Origin of the sequence: Serratia sp. CY71090, from assembly GCF_052166845.1 — a bacterium.
Taxonomy (GTDB): domain Bacteria; phylum Pseudomonadota; class Gammaproteobacteria; order Enterobacterales; family Enterobacteriaceae; genus Serratia; species Serratia nematodiphila.
Genome location: NZ_JBJNOA010000006.1, coordinates 191327 through 207932, shown reverse-complemented (window position 1 = coordinate 207932; position 16606 = coordinate 191327). Strand labels below are relative to the sequence as shown.

General features: G+C 58.3%; 13 protein-coding genes. 3 read left to right on the top strand and 10 right to left on the bottom strand.

The features are described 5' to 3' along the window. Positions 1–165 precede the first annotated feature (165 nt). On the top strand, positions 166–714 hold the full coding sequence (locus ACJ8OK_RS13445) for a YcbK family protein (protein ID WP_004928217.1): 549 nt from the start codon (positions 166–168) through the stop codon (positions 712–714). Between the two features lie 64 nt (positions 715–778). Next, positions 779–1426 carry an MBL fold metallo-hydrolase gene (locus ACJ8OK_RS13440; RefSeq protein ID WP_015377338.1) on the top strand — a complete coding sequence of 216 codons (648 nt, stop codon included), beginning with the start codon at positions 779–781 and terminating at the stop codon, positions 1424–1426. A gap of 77 nt (positions 1427–1503) precedes the next feature. On the opposite strand, the gene ACJ8OK_RS13435 is transcribed toward ACJ8OK_RS13440, so the two are convergent. From ACJ8OK_RS13435 to ACJ8OK_RS13415, 5 genes are all read right to left on the bottom strand, one after another. Beyond that, positions 1504–2694, bottom strand: a complete 1191-nt coding sequence (locus tag ACJ8OK_RS13435) for an amino acid aminotransferase (protein ID WP_004928210.1) — start codon at positions 2692–2694, stop codon at positions 1504–1506. 245 nt (positions 2695–2939) lie between these two features. Then, the gene (gene ompC, locus ACJ8OK_RS13430; protein ID WP_442530635.1) at positions 2940–4067 is read right to left on the bottom strand and encodes a porin OmpC; all 1128 of its coding nucleotides are present in this window, start codon (positions 4065–4067) and stop codon (positions 2940–2942) included. Between the two features lie 301 nt (positions 4068–4368). Beyond that, complete coding sequence (gene asnS / locus ACJ8OK_RS13425) at positions 4369–5769, bottom strand: asparagine--tRNA ligase (RefSeq protein ID WP_015377341.1); 1401 nt, start codon at positions 5767–5769, stop codon at positions 4369–4371. Positions 5770–5984: 215 nt separating this feature from the next. Further along, complete coding sequence (gene pncB, locus ACJ8OK_RS13420) at positions 5985–7190, bottom strand: nicotinate phosphoribosyltransferase (RefSeq protein ID WP_442530634.1); 1206 nt, start codon at positions 7188–7190, stop codon at positions 5985–5987. A 255-nt stretch (positions 7191–7445) separates the two neighbouring features. Continuing rightward, complete coding sequence (locus ACJ8OK_RS13415) at positions 7446–9146, bottom strand: GGDEF domain-containing protein (RefSeq protein WP_049278213.1); 1701 nt, start codon at positions 9144–9146, stop codon at positions 7446–7448. A 337-nt stretch (positions 9147–9483) separates the two neighbouring features. Here ACJ8OK_RS13415 and pepN point away from each other — a divergent pair, with 337 nt between their 5' ends. Further along, positions 9484–12102 (top strand): aminopeptidase N, encoded by a 2619-nt coding sequence (gene pepN / locus ACJ8OK_RS13410; RefSeq protein ID WP_048322754.1) that lies wholly within the window; start codon positions 9484–9486, stop codon positions 12100–12102. Positions 12103–12159: 57 nt separating this feature from the next. On the opposite strand, the gene ssuB is transcribed toward pepN, so the two are convergent. From ssuB to ssuE, 5 genes are read right to left on the bottom strand one after another with little or no spacing between them, the layout of a single operon-like run. Continuing rightward, positions 12160–12933: an aliphatic sulfonates ABC transporter ATP-binding protein gene (gene ssuB / locus ACJ8OK_RS13405; RefSeq protein ID WP_033633435.1), complete on the bottom strand. Its 774-nt coding sequence runs from the start codon at positions 12931–12933 to the stop codon at positions 12160–12162. After that, entirely contained in the window at positions 12930–13724 is a 795-nt protein-coding gene (gene ssuC, locus ACJ8OK_RS13400) for an aliphatic sulfonate ABC transporter permease SsuC (protein WP_049187509.1), read from the bottom strand. Before ssuC ends, ssuB begins: the two co-directional genes overlap by 4 nt. 11 nt (positions 13725–13735) lie before the next feature. Beyond that, positions 13736–14884 (bottom strand): FMNH2-dependent alkanesulfonate monooxygenase, encoded by a 1149-nt coding sequence (gene ssuD / locus ACJ8OK_RS13395; RefSeq protein ID WP_016928301.1) that lies wholly within the window; start codon positions 14882–14884, stop codon positions 13736–13738. Positions 14885–14903: 19 nt separating this feature from the next. Further along, positions 14904–15869 (bottom strand): sulfonate ABC transporter substrate-binding protein, encoded by a 966-nt coding sequence (locus ACJ8OK_RS13390; RefSeq protein WP_442530633.1) that lies wholly within the window; start codon positions 15867–15869, stop codon positions 14904–14906. A gap of 24 nt (positions 15870–15893) precedes the next feature. Further along, complete coding sequence (gene ssuE, locus ACJ8OK_RS13385; RefSeq protein WP_374930347.1) at positions 15894–16472, bottom strand: NADPH-dependent FMN reductase; 579 nt, start codon at positions 16470–16472, stop codon at positions 15894–15896. Positions 16473–16606 lie beyond the last annotated feature (134 nt).

Here is a 16606-nt window from a genome sequence, read left to right as displayed (position 1 = left end):
ATAAATAACGGTCAGAATGTTTGGCTATACCGCAGGCCCTCGTAGGCGGGGGCCTGTAAACCTAGGCGTATCGCGGGTTGACTCAGCATACGCAGGCGGTTATGGTTCGGACAGTGCGCTGCTTTGTGCATTTATTTTGACATTCTTGCCGGGTTTAACAGAGTCATGGACAAAATTGATCATCATCGCCGTAAATGGCTGGCGCTAGGTGGCGCCGCTATGGGCATAGCGCTGCTTCCAGGGCAGGCATTTGCCAGTCTTTCCACCGCTCGACCGCGTATTTTAGTGCTGAATAACCTGAATACCGGTGAATCTATTAAAGCCGAGTTCTTTGACGGCAAAGGCTACAATAAAGAAGAGTTGGTTCGGCTAAATCATCTGTTCCGCGATTATCGCGCCAACAAGGTTAAATCGATCGATCCCAGCTTGTTTGATCACCTCTATCGCCTGCAGGGGCTGCTGGGTACCAGCAAGCCGGTGCAGCTGATCTCCGGTTACCGTTCCGTAGATACCAATAACGAATTGCGCGCGCACAGCCGTGGTGTGGCCAAGCACAGCTACCATACCAAGGGCCAGGCGATGGATTTCCATATTGAAGGTATCCAATTGAGTAATATCCGTAAAGCGGCGTTAAAAATGCGCGCTGGTGGTGTAGGATATTACCCACGTAGCAACTTCGTGCACATCGATACCGGCCCGGTTCGGAGCTGGTAATCGCGGTGCCCTCAGTGAATAACGCCGCTCCTTGCGGAGGCGGTGTTATTGTCGTTGGAGCCTTATGAAATACCATCTTATTCCCGTTACCGCCTTTAGCCAGAATTGCAGCCTGATCTGGTGTGAAAACACGCAGCAGGCGGCGTTGGTCGATCCCGGCGGCGAAGCGGAAAAAATCAAAGCGGAAGTGGCGAAACAGGGTGTGACAATCACGCAGATTTTGCTGACGCACGGCCATTTGGATCACGTCGGTGCGGCGGCGGAGCTGGCGGAACATTATCAGGTGCCGATTTACGGCCCGGATAAAGAGGACGCTTTTTGGCTGGATGGTTTGCCGGCGCAGAGCCGGATGTTCGGGCTGGAAGAGTGTGCGCCGCTGACCCCGACCCGTTGGTTGTCGGAAGGCGATGAGATGCAGGTGGGCGAGATGACGCTCAAGGTGTTGCATTGCCCTGGGCACACACCGGGCCACATCGTCTTTATCAATGAGCAGGCGCGTTTGGCGCTGGTGGGTGACGTGCTGTTTAACGGCGGCGTGGGACGCAGCGACTTCCCGCGCGGTGATCATCAGGCGCTGATCGCCTCTATTCGCACCAAGCTGCTGCCATTGGGCGACGATATGCGCTTTATTCCCGGCCACGGCCCGATGTCGACCTTTGGCCACGAGCGCCAGACCAATCCGTTCCTGCGCGAAGAGCCGGCGGTGTGGTAACGATTATTTCCCGGCCGAAATAATCAAGGGCGCATAGAGCGCCCTTTTTTTATGATTTATGACCTGCGTCGATGCTTTTAGAGCACGGCGACGATGGCTTCACACAGCGGTGCCATGTTGTCCGGCGTCATGCCGGCCACGTTCACCCGGCCCGAGTTTACGGCGTATACGCCGAACTCTTCACGCAGACGCAGCACCTGTTCTTTGGTCAGGCCGCTGAATGAGAACATGCCGTTCTGCTGGATGATAAAGCTGAAGTCCTGTTGTGCGCCTTTCTCCTGCAGGGTGTTCACGAACAGCTGACGCATGCGGTGAATGCGCTGGCGCATGTCGGTCAGCTCCTGCTCCCACATCGCGCGCAGGGCGTCGTTGCCCAGAATGGTGGCGACAACGGCCGCGCCGTGCGACGGCGGGTTAGAGTAGTTGGCACGAATGGCCGCCTTCACCTGGCTGAAGGCGCGATCGGCGGTTTCGGCATCGGCAGCTACAATGGTGCAAGCGCCGACGCGCTCATTGTACAGGCCGAAGTTTTTCGAGTAGGAGCTGGCGACGATCAGCTCTTGATGTTTGGCGGCGAAAATACGCAGACCCTGCGCATCCTCTTCCAGACCGTTGGCGAAGCCCTGGTAGGCGAAGTCGAACAGCGGCAGCCAGCCATTGGCGGCGGAAAGCTCAGCCAGCTGTGCCCACTGTTCCGCCGTTGGATCGATACCGGTTGGGTTATGGCAGCAGCCGTGGAACAGCACAACATCACCGGCCTGAGCCTGTTTCAGGCTGTTCAGCAGGCCGTCAAAATCCAGCGCGTGGTTGGCAGCGTCGTAGTAGGCGTACTCCAGCACTTCCAGACCAACGGCGCTAAAGACGTTCTTGTGGTTCGGCCAGCTTGGGTTGCTGATCCAGATGCGCTTGGCGCTGGTCTGGTTGGCGATAAAGTCTGCCGCCACGCGCAGGCCGCCGGTGCCGCCTGGCGTCTGTGCGGTGCGCGCGCGACGATCGGTGACGATCGGGCTCTCTTTACCGAACAGCAGCTCTTGCGTGCAGCTGGCAAACGCCGGGATGCCTTCAATGCCGAGATAGTTTTTGGTGGTCTCGTTTTCCAGCAGATACTGTTCAGCTTTTTTTACGCTGGTCAGCACCGGGGTTTTGCCGGTTTCATCTTTATAAACGCCAATGCCTAAATTGATTTTATTCGGGCGGGCGTCGGCGCGGAAAATGTCGGTCAGGCCCAGGATCGGGTCGGCGGGTGCGGCGGTGATTTTTTCAAACATGTCAGGTGCTTCCAAATCTCGGAGTTAAGCAGACAGAAGCATCAGGGTAGCGCCAGTTATCGGCTTTGCCAACCGTTTGCGATAAAAACACCGCGATCTTGTGAACGGGAAGGATTCGACAGAAAAAATGAGGGATAAGGGGAAATCTGCAGGATAAAACGTTACCGGCAGACACAAATAAAAACAGGGCCGAAGCCCTGTTTTTTTAACTTAGCCGACGGTGAACCGCCGTTAAGCGAGACAACTTAGAACTGGTATACCAGACCAACAGCTACGATATCGTCGGTAGCGGTGCCGGTTGCTTTGGTGAACTCGTTGTCATCCAGCAGGTTGATTTTGTAATCAACGTAGGTGGACATGTTCTTGTTGAAGTAATAGGTGGTACCAACAGAAACATATTTAACCAGATCCTGGTCAGAACCCACGCCTGGGACGTTCAGGTTTTTACCTTTAGATTGCAGGTAAGACACTTCTGGACGCAGACCGAAGTCGAACTGGTACTGAGCAGTCACTTCGAAGTTCTGAGTTTTGCTCGCGAAGCCGCCGCACTTGTCATCGGTAGCTGCACAGCCTGCACCGAAGTTACCGCCGCCGAACGGAGTCATGTTACGGGTTTCTGCGTACATCGCCGCCAGGTAAACGTTGTTGGCGTCGTATTTCGCACCCACGGTCCATGCGTCAGCCTTGTCGCCACGCTCGTTGGAACGCAGTTTTTGGTCGTCGGTACGGTTAGAGGATGCGTATGCAGCGCCGAAGCTTATGCCTTCGCCGATGTCATAAGTAGAGGAGATGCCCCAGCCGTCGCCGTTTTGTTTCTTGACGTTACGGCCGTCGTTCTGGTTTTTGCCCTGGTACTGAACGGCGAAGTTCAGACCGTCAACCAGACCGAAGAAGTTGTTGTTACGATAGGTCGCAACGCCGTTGGTACGGCCGGTCATGAAGTTGTCGGTGTAGGTGTAAGTATCGCCACCGAACTCTGGCAGCATATCGGTCCAGCCTTCCACGTCGTACAGTACGCCGTAGTTACGGCCGTAGTCGAAGGAGCCGTAGTCAGCGAATTTCAGACCCGCGAAGCCCAGACGGGTTTTGGTGCCTTCGGTGCCCTGAGATTCGGAGTGGTTAGCCTGGACGTTGTATTCCCACTGGCCGTAACCGGTCAGTTGGTCAGTAATCTGAGTTTCACCTTTGAAGCCGAAACGAACATAGGTCTGATCGCCGTCATTACCTTTGTCGTCGGAGAAGTAGTGCAGACCGTCAACTTTGCCGTACAGATCCAGCTTGTTGCCGTCTTTGTTGTAGATTTCAGCTGCGTTTGCTGCACCAGCAGCCAACAGAGCCGGGATAACCACTGCAAGAATGTTGCGCTTCATCATTATTACCCTCATTGGTGTTATTCGGACACCTTTGCCACTGCCGCCAATAATTCCTTGGGAACTATTGTTGATAGATTGGTGTCGTCCTGTGTCTGAACGCAGTGTTCCATTCACAGGCGGGTTAATCTAGGACGAAAATGATACCAATGTCGCAATGAGGTTGCAAAAGGAAAGTATGTGTAACCAAATGTAATTTTTCGGGAACTTTGTGACGTGCGTCAATATTAAAAAATGCGAAAGGCCAGCGAGGCTGGCCTTTGTTTTGTAACGAAATCGTTTAAAAAACGTGTGATCGTATAAATTAGAAGCTTGCGTTACGTGGGGTGCGTGGGAACGGGATCACATCGCGCACGTTTTGCACGCCGGTGACATAGGCGATTAAACGTTCAAAGCCCAGGCCGAAACCGGAGTGCGGCACGGTGCCGTAACGACGCAGATCGCGATACCACCAGTAGTCTTCCTTATTCAGGCCCATCTCTTCCAGACGCTGATCGAGCACGTCGAGACGTTCTTCACGCTGAGAACCCCCGATGATTTCACCGATGCCCGGCGCCAGCACGTCCATGGCCGCGACGGTTTTGCCGTCTTCGTTCATGCGCATATAGAACGCTTTGATGTCTTTCGGGTAGTTTTTCACCACTACCGGCGCTTGGAAGTGTTTCTCCGCCAGATAACGCTCATGTTCGGAAGAGAGATCGATACCCCAGGAGACCGGGTTTTCGAAGGTTTGGCCAGAGGCCAGCAGGATCTCAATGGCGTCGGTGTAGTCTACCTGGGCGAAATCGGAAGAGACGAAGCGCTCCAGACGCGCGATAGCGTCTTTATCCACGCGCTCGGCGAAGAATTTCAGATCGTCTGCACGCTCATCCAGCACCGCCTGGAACACATACTTCAGCATGCTTTCGGCCAGGCCGGCGACATCGTCCAGCGTCGCGAAGGCCACTTCCGGCTCGATCATCCAGAATTCAGCCAGATGGCGGCTGGTGTTGGAGTTTTCAGCGCGGAAAGTTGGGCCGAAGGTGTATACCTTGGACAGCGCACAGGCGTAGGTTTCGCCGTTCAGCTGGCCGGAAACGGTGAGGAAGGCTTCCTTACCGAAGAAGTCCTGGCTGAAATCGACGGCGCCCTTGTCGGTGCGCGGCAGGTTTTCCAGATCCAGCGTGGATACGCGGAACATCTCGCCGGCGCCTTCGGTGTCGGAGGCGGTGATCAGCGGGGTAGATACCCAGAAATAGCCATTTTCATGGAAGAAGCGGTGGATCGCCTGCGCCAGGGTATGACGCACGCGCGCCACGGCGCCGATCAGGTTGGTGCGCGGGCGCAGGTGGGCCACTTCGCGCAGGTATTCGATGCTGTGACGTTTGGCCGCCATCGGGTAAGTATCCGGATCGTCGACCCAGCCGACCACTTTGATCGCGGTGGCCTGCAGCTCGAAGCTCTGGCCTTCGCCCGGTGAGGCGACGACCTTGCCGGTAACTTCAACCGAACAGCCGGTGGTCAGGTGCAGCACTTCATCTTGATAATTCGGCAGAGAATTATTAACGACGGCCTGTAACGGATCAAAGCAGGAACCGTCATAGACGGCCAGGAAGGAGATACCAGCTTTTGAATCTCTCCGGGTACGTACCCAGCCGCGTACGGTGACTTCACTGTCAACCGCAGCACGACCTTGCAGTACGTCGACTACAGGCACTACGCTCATAGATTTCTCTCTTTAATAATTTGGTTTAGAAATAGCTTACAACCCAAGAATATGGGGGTAATGGCTATGTTACTTGCCGCGGTGCAGAGCACAAGCAGAAATCATCGGATTGGCGCAACATTTATCGCGGCTGACTGAAAAGAGGGCGTTCGGGATAAAAACAAAAAAGCCGGCGCGTGAACCGGGCCGGCTTTCTCTCTTTATATAAAGAAGGCTCAGCTGGCTTTTTTCACCAGCGGCAGATCGAAGGCCTTGCGCAGGGCCCTGACGAACGCCTGGTCCTGGCAGATGGTCTTGCCGGGGCTGTCGGAGAGTTTGGCCACCGGCTTGCCTTTGCACTCGACCAGCTTGATCACGATATTTAACGGCTTAACGCCGGGAATATCGCAGGTCAGGCGCGTGCCGATGCCGAAGCCGAGATTAATGCGCTGATAGAAATGGCGATAGAGCGCCAGCGCTTTTTCCAGATCCAGGTTGTCCGAGAACACCAGCGTTTTGCTCAGTGGGTCGATGCCCAGTTTCTGATAGTGGGCAATGGCCTTTTCACCCCACTCGACGGGATCGCCCGAATCGTGGCGAAGCCCCTGATAACGCTCGGCGAACTGCGGGCCGAAGTCGCGCAGGAAGGCATCCATGGTGATGCAGTCGGTGAGCGCGATGCCAAGCTGGTCCGGATATTCATCCAGCCAGGCCTGCAATGCGGCGCGCTGGCTGTTGGCCAGCACCGGGCTTATCTGCTGATGCGCCTGGAACCACTCATGCGCCTGCGTGCCGATCGGCGCCAGACCCAGCTGGTGCGCCAGATCGTAATTGCTGGTGCCCGACAGGTACGGGAATTCGGCCTGCAAGGTGCTGACGATGGCCTGTTGCACGCCCTGAGAGAAACGGCGGCGGGTGCCGAAGTCCATCAACTTGAAGCGCGAAAGATCCAGATCGCCCGCCAGCGTCTTGAACTGCGCCAGCTTGGTTTGCAGATGCGCCACCGCCTGTTCCGGCGTCGCCAGCGGCGAGCGCCGGCGGTGCACCACTTCGCTGATCACCGCCAGCAATGGGACTTCCCACATGATCACTTCACGCCAGGGGCCGGCGATGCGGATTTGCAGCTTGCCGTCGCGGTTGTCGATGGTGACCTGCTGCGGATCGTAGCGGAACGTTCGCAGCCAGTTCAGGTAATCTTGACGGAAGAAGGGCAGGCCCGAAAGATAAGCGAATTCGGCGTCGGTTAGCGCCAGCCGGCTCATCAGCGCCACCTGCGCGCGGATTTCGTCGGCATATTCGCCCAGCAGTTCGTCGCCGCGGCAGCGGAATTCCGCCGCCACGCTGATCGCGGGATAGCGATGGAACACTGCTTGCTGCATATGAAGCTTATAAGCATCGGTATCAAGCAGTGATGTCAAAATCGGGGAAGCGTATTGAGTCATAGCGCGTTACAGCATCCTCGTCAGGCGCGTGTCCAAATCCGGATAATCATAAAAGTGGGGGTGGAGTATACCCGGATTATCCTGTTATTGAAGCTGCATCACACCATAAATCACCGAAGCGGGTCGAGGATTAAACGTGCCTTTATGGCAGCCGGATAGCGGCGGGGAGGAAAAAAAGCCAGATATGCCTGTAAGGTGAATGACTTAGCCTAATTAGTCATAAAAATTATAATGTTAATTATTTTAAACAGCGAATCAGATAAAGCCGGCCTGGGTATGCACGCTGACCCGATCCTTGCCGTTCTTTTTGCAAAAGTAGAGCGCTTCGTCCGCCTGTTTGATCGCCGCCTGCAGCGCGGTGAACGCGCTGACTGGCGCAATGCCGCAGCTGGTGGTGAAACGCACTTGCCGTCCGTCGGCCAGATTTAGCGTCAGGCGATGAGTACGGGCGCGCAATTGCTCCATGATGTCCCGCGCGTTGTCCAACGAACAGTTGCCCAGCAGCACCGCGAACTCTTCGCCGCCATAGCGGCAGAAGATGTCGCTGGCGCGGAACGCGCGTTGCAGCAGGTGGCCGAAGGCCACCAGCGCCCGGTCACCCACGTCGTGGCCGTAGCTGTCGTTGAGTTGTTTGAAATTATCGATGTCGATCAGGCAAAAGGCCTGTGGGTAGCTGGCGTTGCCCAGCAGTTGACATTCAAGGAAGAATTTACGGCGGTTGTAGATATTGGTGAGCGGATCGAGGAAGGAAGAGGCCTCGAGCTCTTTAATCAGCAGTTGTTTCTCGCTCTCCAGCGAGACCTTGTCCAGCTGGTATTGCCTGAGCTGCTGAATGGCGTCGCTGATGGCGATCAATTCCTGGCTGTAGAAGGCGTCGTTGCGATCGATATTCATCTCACCGCGCGACAGCCGCACGATATTGTTGTGGGTCTTGGTCAGCCAGCGGTTGATGCTGGTGCAGAACACCAACGCCGGCAAAATGAACAGCAAAACCACCAGGCCGGCGAGTGCGATCATGCCGTAAATGGTCGTCTGGCTGTCGTAAATCTTGTGGCGCGAGGCGAGGGTTTCCAATTCGAAACTGCGTTGATACAGCGCCTGCGAAAGCCCGCTCACATCGTCGACATAGCGCGAAATAAGCGCTGTGGGGTAGGGCTTATGGGTATCGATAGCGGTATACAGCCCATTGGTAATCTGCTGGAGGCGTTCAGCGGACACCTGGGCGAGCAACGCATTGACGATGTTGGTGATTTGTCCATCGTCGTAGTTGATCTTCATGAAGATCAATCGGGTGCTCAGCGCGTTCAGCACGCCGGTTAGCTGAATGGACTTCAGATAGGCGTCTTTGCGAACGAGCTGGCTGACGTTGACGTCGATAATCTGATCGCTCAATTCCGTCAATGACATATTTAGCCGGTTATTGAGGCGGATGGCCTCGAGAAACATAAAGGAGTCGGTATCCACCATCCGGGTATCGTAGGTGTAGCGGTAATAACTCTTGCTGGTTTGCGAGATGTAATAGGCGCTGTTGATGTTGAACAGATTGGCGTTGGTGTTATTGACCTGCGAAAGCTGCAGGTTGTCATTATCCAGCAGCTGTTCCATTAAAGCGATCATCGACAGCGCGGCGATTTTTTGCCGAACCCCGAGCTGTCTGGCGACCTCATCGTCCAGATGTTCGCGGATCCGGGTGATTCTCTCACGCGCCACCCGATCGGCGGCCAAACATTGCGCACGGGTGATTTGCGGATCGATCAGGCTCAATCGTTTGAGGCGATGAGCCAGCAACGCAGCCTGAAAAGCTTCGGAAATTTCTTTGGCGCGATCAATTTTGTACAGGTTTAGCTGGTTGTCGCGGTAGTCGGTATGGGCTTCGAGCAGCTCATCGACGATGAACAGAGAGAAGGAAGTCATCAGGCACAGGGTAAAAAAATAGATTGCGTATTTAATTTTCATAGTGCGAGTCATCCCTGAGCCTGATGCCGCAATTATACCACCATGCCGTCGGTGTCGCCTCAACTATGCCGGCGCGCCGCGATGGCGGTTTTTTAGCATTAAATGCTGATTTTTATTTGGCCATTGGTCACCCGCACTGCCGCCTGCCGGGCGATTTATGATTTGCCTCTGATTTCTCTCTCCTGGTCGCCCTGTGGCTCTGGGCTTTTCGGCCAGCTGTGATACAGTTTATTCACAATTCAGGCTCACCGCGCGCCGCAGGGGAACATACCGGCTGCGGTACGAAGGAGAAGAGCGGCCTGGCACCTATAACTCACTGAGACGTTTAAGGGTTTTTATGACACAACAGCCACAGGCAAAATACCGCCACGATTATCGCGCGCCCGATTACACCACGACCGATATCGATTTGGACTTCAGTCTGGACGCGGAAACCACGCGCGTGACCGCCGTCAGCAAAATCAAACGTCAGGGGGCGGCCGGCGCACCGCTGGTGCTGGATGGCGAAGATTTGACGCTGGTGAGCATTCAGGTGGACGGCCAACCGTGGAGCGCCTACCGTCAGCAGGATAACCAGCTGATCATCGAAGAGTTGCCGGCACAATTCACTCTTACCATTGTCAACGATATTCACCCGGCGAAGAACACCGCGCTGGAAGGGCTGTACCTGTCCGGCGATGCGCTGTGCACGCAATGCGAAGCCGAAGGCTTCCACCACATTACCTATTACCAGGATCGCCCGGACGTGCTGGCGCGCTTTACCACCCGCATCGTGGCCGACAAGACGCGCTATCCGTTCCTGCTGTCGAACGGCAACCGCATCGGCCAGGGCGAATTGGCCGATGGCCGCCACTGGGTGCAATGGCAGGATCCGTTCCCGAAACCTTGCTACCTGTTCGCGCTGGTGGCGGGGGATTTCGACGTGCTGCGCGACAGCTTCACCACCCGTTCCGGCCGTAAGGTCGCACTGGAGCTGTTCGTCGATCGCGGCAACCTGGATCGCGCCGATTGGGCAATGACTTCGTTGAAGAACTCGATGAAGTGGGACGAGACCCGCTTCGGCCTGGAATATGATCTCGACATTTATATGATTGTGGCGGTCGATTTCTTCAATATGGGCGCGATGGAGAACAAAGGGTTAAATATCTTTAACTCCAAATATGTGCTGGCGAAGGCGGAAACCGCGACCGACAAGGATTACCTGAACATCGAAGCGGTGATCGGCCACGAATACTTCCACAACTGGACCGGTAACCGCGTGACCTGCCGCGACTGGTTCCAGCTCAGTCTGAAAGAGGGGCTGACGGTGTTCCGCGATCAGGAATTCAGTTCCGACCTGGGATCGCGTTCGGTCAACCGCATCGACAATGTGCGCGTGATGCGCGGCGCGCAGTTTGCCGAAGACGCCAGCCCGATGGCGCACGCCATCCGCCCGGACAAAGTCATCGAGATGAACAACTTCTACACCCTCACGGTGTATGAAAAGGGTTCCGAGGTGATCCGCATGATGCATACCCTGTTGGGGGAGGAGAACTTCCAGAAAGGGATGCAGCTCTATTTCGAACGCCACGACGGCAGCGCCGCTACCTGCGACGATTTCGTTCAGGCGATGGAGGATGCGTCTAACGTCGATCTGTCGCGCTTCCGCCGTTGGTATAGCCAGTCCGGTACGCCGCTGTTGACGGTGCGCGACGAGTACGATGCGGAAACTCAGCAATATCGCCTGCATGTCAGCCAGAAAACCGCGCCGACCGCCGATCAGCCGGAGAAGTTGCCGCTGCATATTCCGCTGGATATCGAACTGTACGACAGCGAAGGCAATGTCATTCCATTGCAAAAAGGCGGCCTGCCGGTCAACAACGTGCTGAACGTCACCGAAGCGGAGCAGACCTTCGTGTTCGACGGCGTGGCGCACAAGCCGGTACCGTCGCTGCTGCGCGAATTCTCCGCGCCGGTGAAACTGGACTATCCGTACAGCGATCAGCAACTGACCTTCCTGATGCAGCACGCACGCAATGAATTTGCACGTTGGGATGCGGCGCAGAGCCTGCTGGCGACCTATATCAAGCTGAACGTGGCGCGGCACCAGCAGAAGCAGCCACTGTCGCTGCCGCTGCACGTGGCCGATGCGTTCCGTGCGGTGCTGCTGGACGAAAAACTGGATCCGGCGCTGGCGGCGCAGATCCTGACGCTGCCGTCGGAGAACGAAATCGCCGAGCTGTTCGCCACTATCGATCCGGAAGCGATCGCCGCGGTGCACGAAGCGATCGTACGCTGCCTGGCGCGGGAGTTGGCCGATGAGTGGCTGGCGGTGTATCACGCCAACAAGACCGACGGCTACCGCGTGGAGCATGCCGAGATCGCCAAGCGCGCCTTGCGCAATGTGTGCCTGGGCTATCTGGCGTTCGGCGAAGATGTGGCGCTGGCGGATCAGCTGGTGAGCGAACAGTATCGCCAGGCGGACAACATGACAGACGCGCTGGCGGCGCTGTCTGCTGCGGTCGCGGCCCAGCTGCCGTGCCGCGATGCGCTGCTGGCGGCGTTCGACGAACGCTGGCATCAGGATGGCCTGGTGATGGACAAATGGTTCGTGCTGCAGGGCAGCAGCCCGGCGGCAGACGTGTTGAGCAAGGTGCGTGCGCTGCTGCAACACCGCTCGTTCAGCCTGAGCAACCCGAACCGCACCCGCTCGCTGATCGGCGGCTTCGCTTCCGGCAACCCGGCGGCGTTCCATGCCGCGGACGGCAGCGGCTATCAGTTCCTGGCGGAGATCCTCAGCGATCTCAACCAGCGCAACCCGCAGATCGCCGCGCGCCTGATTGAACCGCTGATTCGCCTTAAGCGTTACGACGCGGGCCGTCAGGCGCTGATGCGCAAGGCGTTGGAACAGCTGAAAGGGTTGGAAAACCTGTCCGGCGATCTGTACGAGAAGATCAGCAAGGCGCTCGACGCCTGATCTTTTCGCGCTGAATAGATAAGGGGGACGGCCTGCGCCGTCCCCTTTTTCATCCGTTCAGTTCACCGCCCGGCGGGGACTGGCCGCTGCGGCCGGCGGCGATAACACCCGTTCCAGCACTTCGGCCTCCAGTTCCGCCAGCCTGGCCGAGCCTTTGCGGCGCGGCCGCGGCAGATCGATGCTCAGATCCAGCCCGATATGCCCCTCTTCGATCAGGATCACCCGATCCGCCAGCGCGATGGCTTCGCTGACGTCATGTGTGACCAGCAGTACGGTAAAACCGTGTTGTAGCCACAGCGTTTCTATCAGCCCTTGCATCTCGATGCGCGTCAGGGCATCCAGCGCTCCGAGCGGTTCGTCCAGCAGCAGCAGGCGGGGGCGGTGGATCAGCGCGCGCGCCAGGGCGACCCGCTGTTTTTGTCCGCCGGACAGCGCCGCCGGCCAATCGCGGGCGCGATCCGCCAAACCGACCGCTTCCAGCGCCTGCAGCGCCGCATCGCGCCACTGGCCGCGCAGCCCCAGACCCACGTTGTCGATCACCGTTTTCCACGGCAACAGGCGCGCATCCTGAAACATCAACCGGGTATCCTCTTTAGCGGCGGTAAGCGGCGCGTTGCCGCTGAGCAGCGCGCCGCTGCTGGCCTGTTCCAGGCCGGCCAACAGGCGCAGCAGGGTGCTCTTGCCGCAGCCGCTGCGGCCAACCACCGCCACGAACTGCCCGGCGGAAATGCGCAGTTGAATGTTATCCAACACAGTGCGGTTGCCGTAACGTTTGCCGATAGACTCCAGCGTCACCGGCGTGCCTTGCGCAAGGCGAGCGGGAAGGGTCATAGCGCTTCTCCCTGTTTCAGTTGATAGGCCGGATGCCAGCGCAACCAGACGCGCTCCAGCAGTTGCGCGCCCACGTCCGCCAGCTTGCCGAGCAGGGCGTACAGTACGATCGCCACCACCACCACGTCGGTTTGCAGAAATTCACGCGCGTTCATCGCCAGGTAGCCGATGCCCGAATTGGCCGAGATGGTTTCGGCGACGATCAGCGTCAGCCACATGAAGCCGAGAGCGAAACGCACGCCGACCATAATCGACGGCAGCGCGCCCGGCAGCACCACCTGCGTGAACAGGCGGAAACCGCTCAGGCCGTAGCTGCGCGCCATCTCCAGCAGGCCGCGATCGATGTTTTTGATGCCGTGATAGGTATTGAGATAAATCGGGAACAGCGTGCCGAGCGCCACCAGAAAGATCTTGGCGGATTCATCGATGCCGAACCACAGGATCACCAACGGGATCAGCGCCAGGTGCGGCACGTTGCGGATCATTTGCACTGAACTGTCCAGCAGGCGTTCGCCCCAGCGTGACAGCCCGGTAATAAAGCCGAGTATCAGTCCGATGCTGCCGCCGATGCCAAAGCCTAACAACGCGCGCTGGCTGCTGATGCTCAGGTGCTGCCACAGTTCGCCGCTTTGGCTCAGGCGCCAGAAGGCGGCCAGCACCGCACTCGGCGCCGGCAAAATGCGGTTGGAGAGCCAGCCGGTTTCGACGGCGATTTGCCAGATGATCACCAGCGCCAACGGCAGCGCCCAGGGGGCCAGCCGATACAGGATGCGTTGTACGTTATTTGCCATCGGGGCGCTCCTCAGCTCTGCGATACTTTTTGCGGAACATAGATGTTGGCCACCACTTCGCCCTGCGGACGCACCGGCTGAAGGCGAGCGGGCGTTTCCTCCTGCGCCAGATCGAGGTGCGGGAACAGCAGTTCGCCGACGCGGTAGGCCTCTTCCAGATGCGGATAGCCGGAGAGAATAAAGGTGTCGATGCCCAGATCGGCATATTCCTGCATGCGCGCCGCGACCGTCGGGCCATCGCCCACCAGCGCGGTGCCGGCGCCGCCGCGCACCAGGCCGATGCCGGCCCACAGGTTAGGGCTGATCTCCAGGTTATCCTTTTTGCCGCCGTGCAGCGCCGCCATGCGCCGTTGGCCGACGGAGTCGAAGCGCGCAAAGGCCTGCTGCGCGTTGGCGATGGTTTCCTCATCGAGGTGGGCGATCAGCCGGTCAGCGGCGCGCCAGGCTTCTTCGGTGGTTTCCCGCACGATGACGTGCAGCCGGATGCCGAAACGCACCTGGCGGCCTTTCGCCGCCGCTTTGGCGCGCACCTCTTCGATCTTCTCTTTGACCTGCGCCGGCGGCTCTCCCCAGGTGAGGTACATTTCTACCTGCTCGGCGGCCAGATCCTGCGCGGCGGCGGAGGATCCGCCGAAATAGAGCGGCGGGCGCGGTTGCTGCACCGGCGGGAACAGCAGTTTGGCGCCTTTCACCTGAATATGCTTGCCGTGGAAATCGACGGTTTCCCCTTCCAGCACCCGGCGCCAGATGTGGGTGAACTCGGTCGAGGCTTCGTAACGCTCTTCATGACTGAGATGTAACCCCTCGGCCGCCAGCTCTTCCGGATCGCCGCCGGTGACCAGATTGAACAGCGCGCGCCCGTTGGACAGGCGATCCAGCGTCGCCGCCTGGCGCGCCGCAAGCGTAGGGGAGATGATGCCCGGCCGCAGCGCGACCAAAAATTTCAGCCGCTGGGTGACCGGGATCAGCGAGGCGGCCACCAGCCAGGAGTCTTCGCAGGAGCGGCCGGTGGGGATCAGCACGCCGCCGAATCCCAGCCGATCCGCCGCCTGGGCGATCTGCTGCAAGTAACCGTGATCGACGCTGCGCGCCCCTTGTGCGCTGCCAAGATAGTGGCCGTCGCCGTGGGTGGGTAAAAACCAGAAAACGTTCAGGCTCATCGTCAATGCTCTCCCGTATTTATTGCGCGCTTGGGCGCCAGATGCGTTGCGAGATGTCGACCTTCACCGGCACCAGCCGGTTGGCGTAAAACAGGTCGGCGGTTTGCTGCTGCGCGGCGATCGTATGCGCATCGAGCGGTGTGATGGCGGTCGGGGGGCGGTGATCCAGATAGCTGGCGATCACCGGTTCCGGCAGCCCCATGGCGTTGGCCAGCAAGGTCACGCTTTGCGCCCGGTCGCTGCGGGTGAGCGCATCGGCCTGGGTCAGCACCGTCAGGACCTGGCTGATAAAGTCGCCGTTGGCTTCGACATAAGGGCGCGCCGCCAGATAGAAGGAGCCGGTCTGGTTCAGATCGGTGCCGTCGCCGAGCACCCGCACGCCGCCCTGCAGCAGCGCGGCGGAATAATAAGGATCCCAGATAGCCCAGGCATCGACGTTGCCTTGCTGGAATGCGGCGCGCGCATCGGCGGGGGTCAGGTAGGCGGGATGGATATCCGTAAATTTCAGGCCGGCCTTTTGCAGCGATCGCAGCAGCAGGTTGTGTGAGCTGGATCCTTTCTGAAATGCGACCTTATGGCCTTTCAGATCGGCGACGGTTTTGATCGGGCTGTTTTCCGGCACCAGGATCACTTCCGCCTTCGGTTTGGGCGGCTCAACGCCGACATACAGCAGGTCCGCCCCGGCGGCCTGCGCGAAGATCGGCGGAATATCACCGGTGCTGCCCAGATCGATGCTGCCGACGTTCAAGGCTTCCAGCATCTGCGGGCCGGCGGGAAATTCAATCCAGCTGATGCGGGTGGCGGGGAAGCGCTCCTCCAGCAACCGGTGGCTTTTCGCCAGCACCAGACTCACCGATCCTTTCTGGTAACCGATGCGAAATTGCGCCGGATCCTGCGCGACGGCGGCGTTGGCCCAGACCAGCGACAGCAGGCCAGTGAAGGCGGCGGCGCTCAGCCAACGCCGCAAAGCGTTGCGTTGTTTCATTCAGGCTCTCCTTTTCCAGGCGTTTCAGGCGGTTTGACGCGCCGTCAGCGGCGAGGCGACGCGCAGCGCGGGCGGTTTGCGGCGCCCAAGCGCCAGATAGAAACTGGCGAGCGCTTCTTCCAACCGGGCGGCCACGGCATCGGTGAGCGTGGCGCTTTCGCCGGTCAGCTGGATCTGACTGTCGTCGGCGAACACGCCGTGCAGCACCTCTTGCGCTTTGAGCGCCGCCAGCACCGGTTTCAGCGCATAGTCCACCGCCAGCATGTGACCGGCAGAACCGCCGGTCGCCAGCGGCAGCACCACTTTATGGTCCAGCGCGCGTTCCGGCAGCAGGTCCAGCAGGGTTTTCAGCGCGCCGGAGAACGACGCTTTATAAACCGGTGTGGAAATCAGCAGGCCGTCGGCCTGCGCCAGCTGGTCGGCAAACGCCTTGATCGCCGGACTGTTGAAGTTGGCGTACAGCAGATCTTCGGCATCGAAGTCGTGCAGGGTATAGGCCGTCACCTCCACCCCTTGTTGCCGCAGCCAGTTCTGACTCAGCGAGAGCAGCGCGGCGGAACGTGATGGGATGCGTGGGCTACCGGCCAGTGATATAACGCGCATTGCCACTCCTTATAACTAAAAGTTAGGTTTAATTAGAAAATTAATGGGAAGTGTTTTAAACCTACCAGCAACCGGGCGCGTTTTTTAAATCTCATTTTTTGATTTGGATATGCGTAAAAGCGGATTGGCGCCGA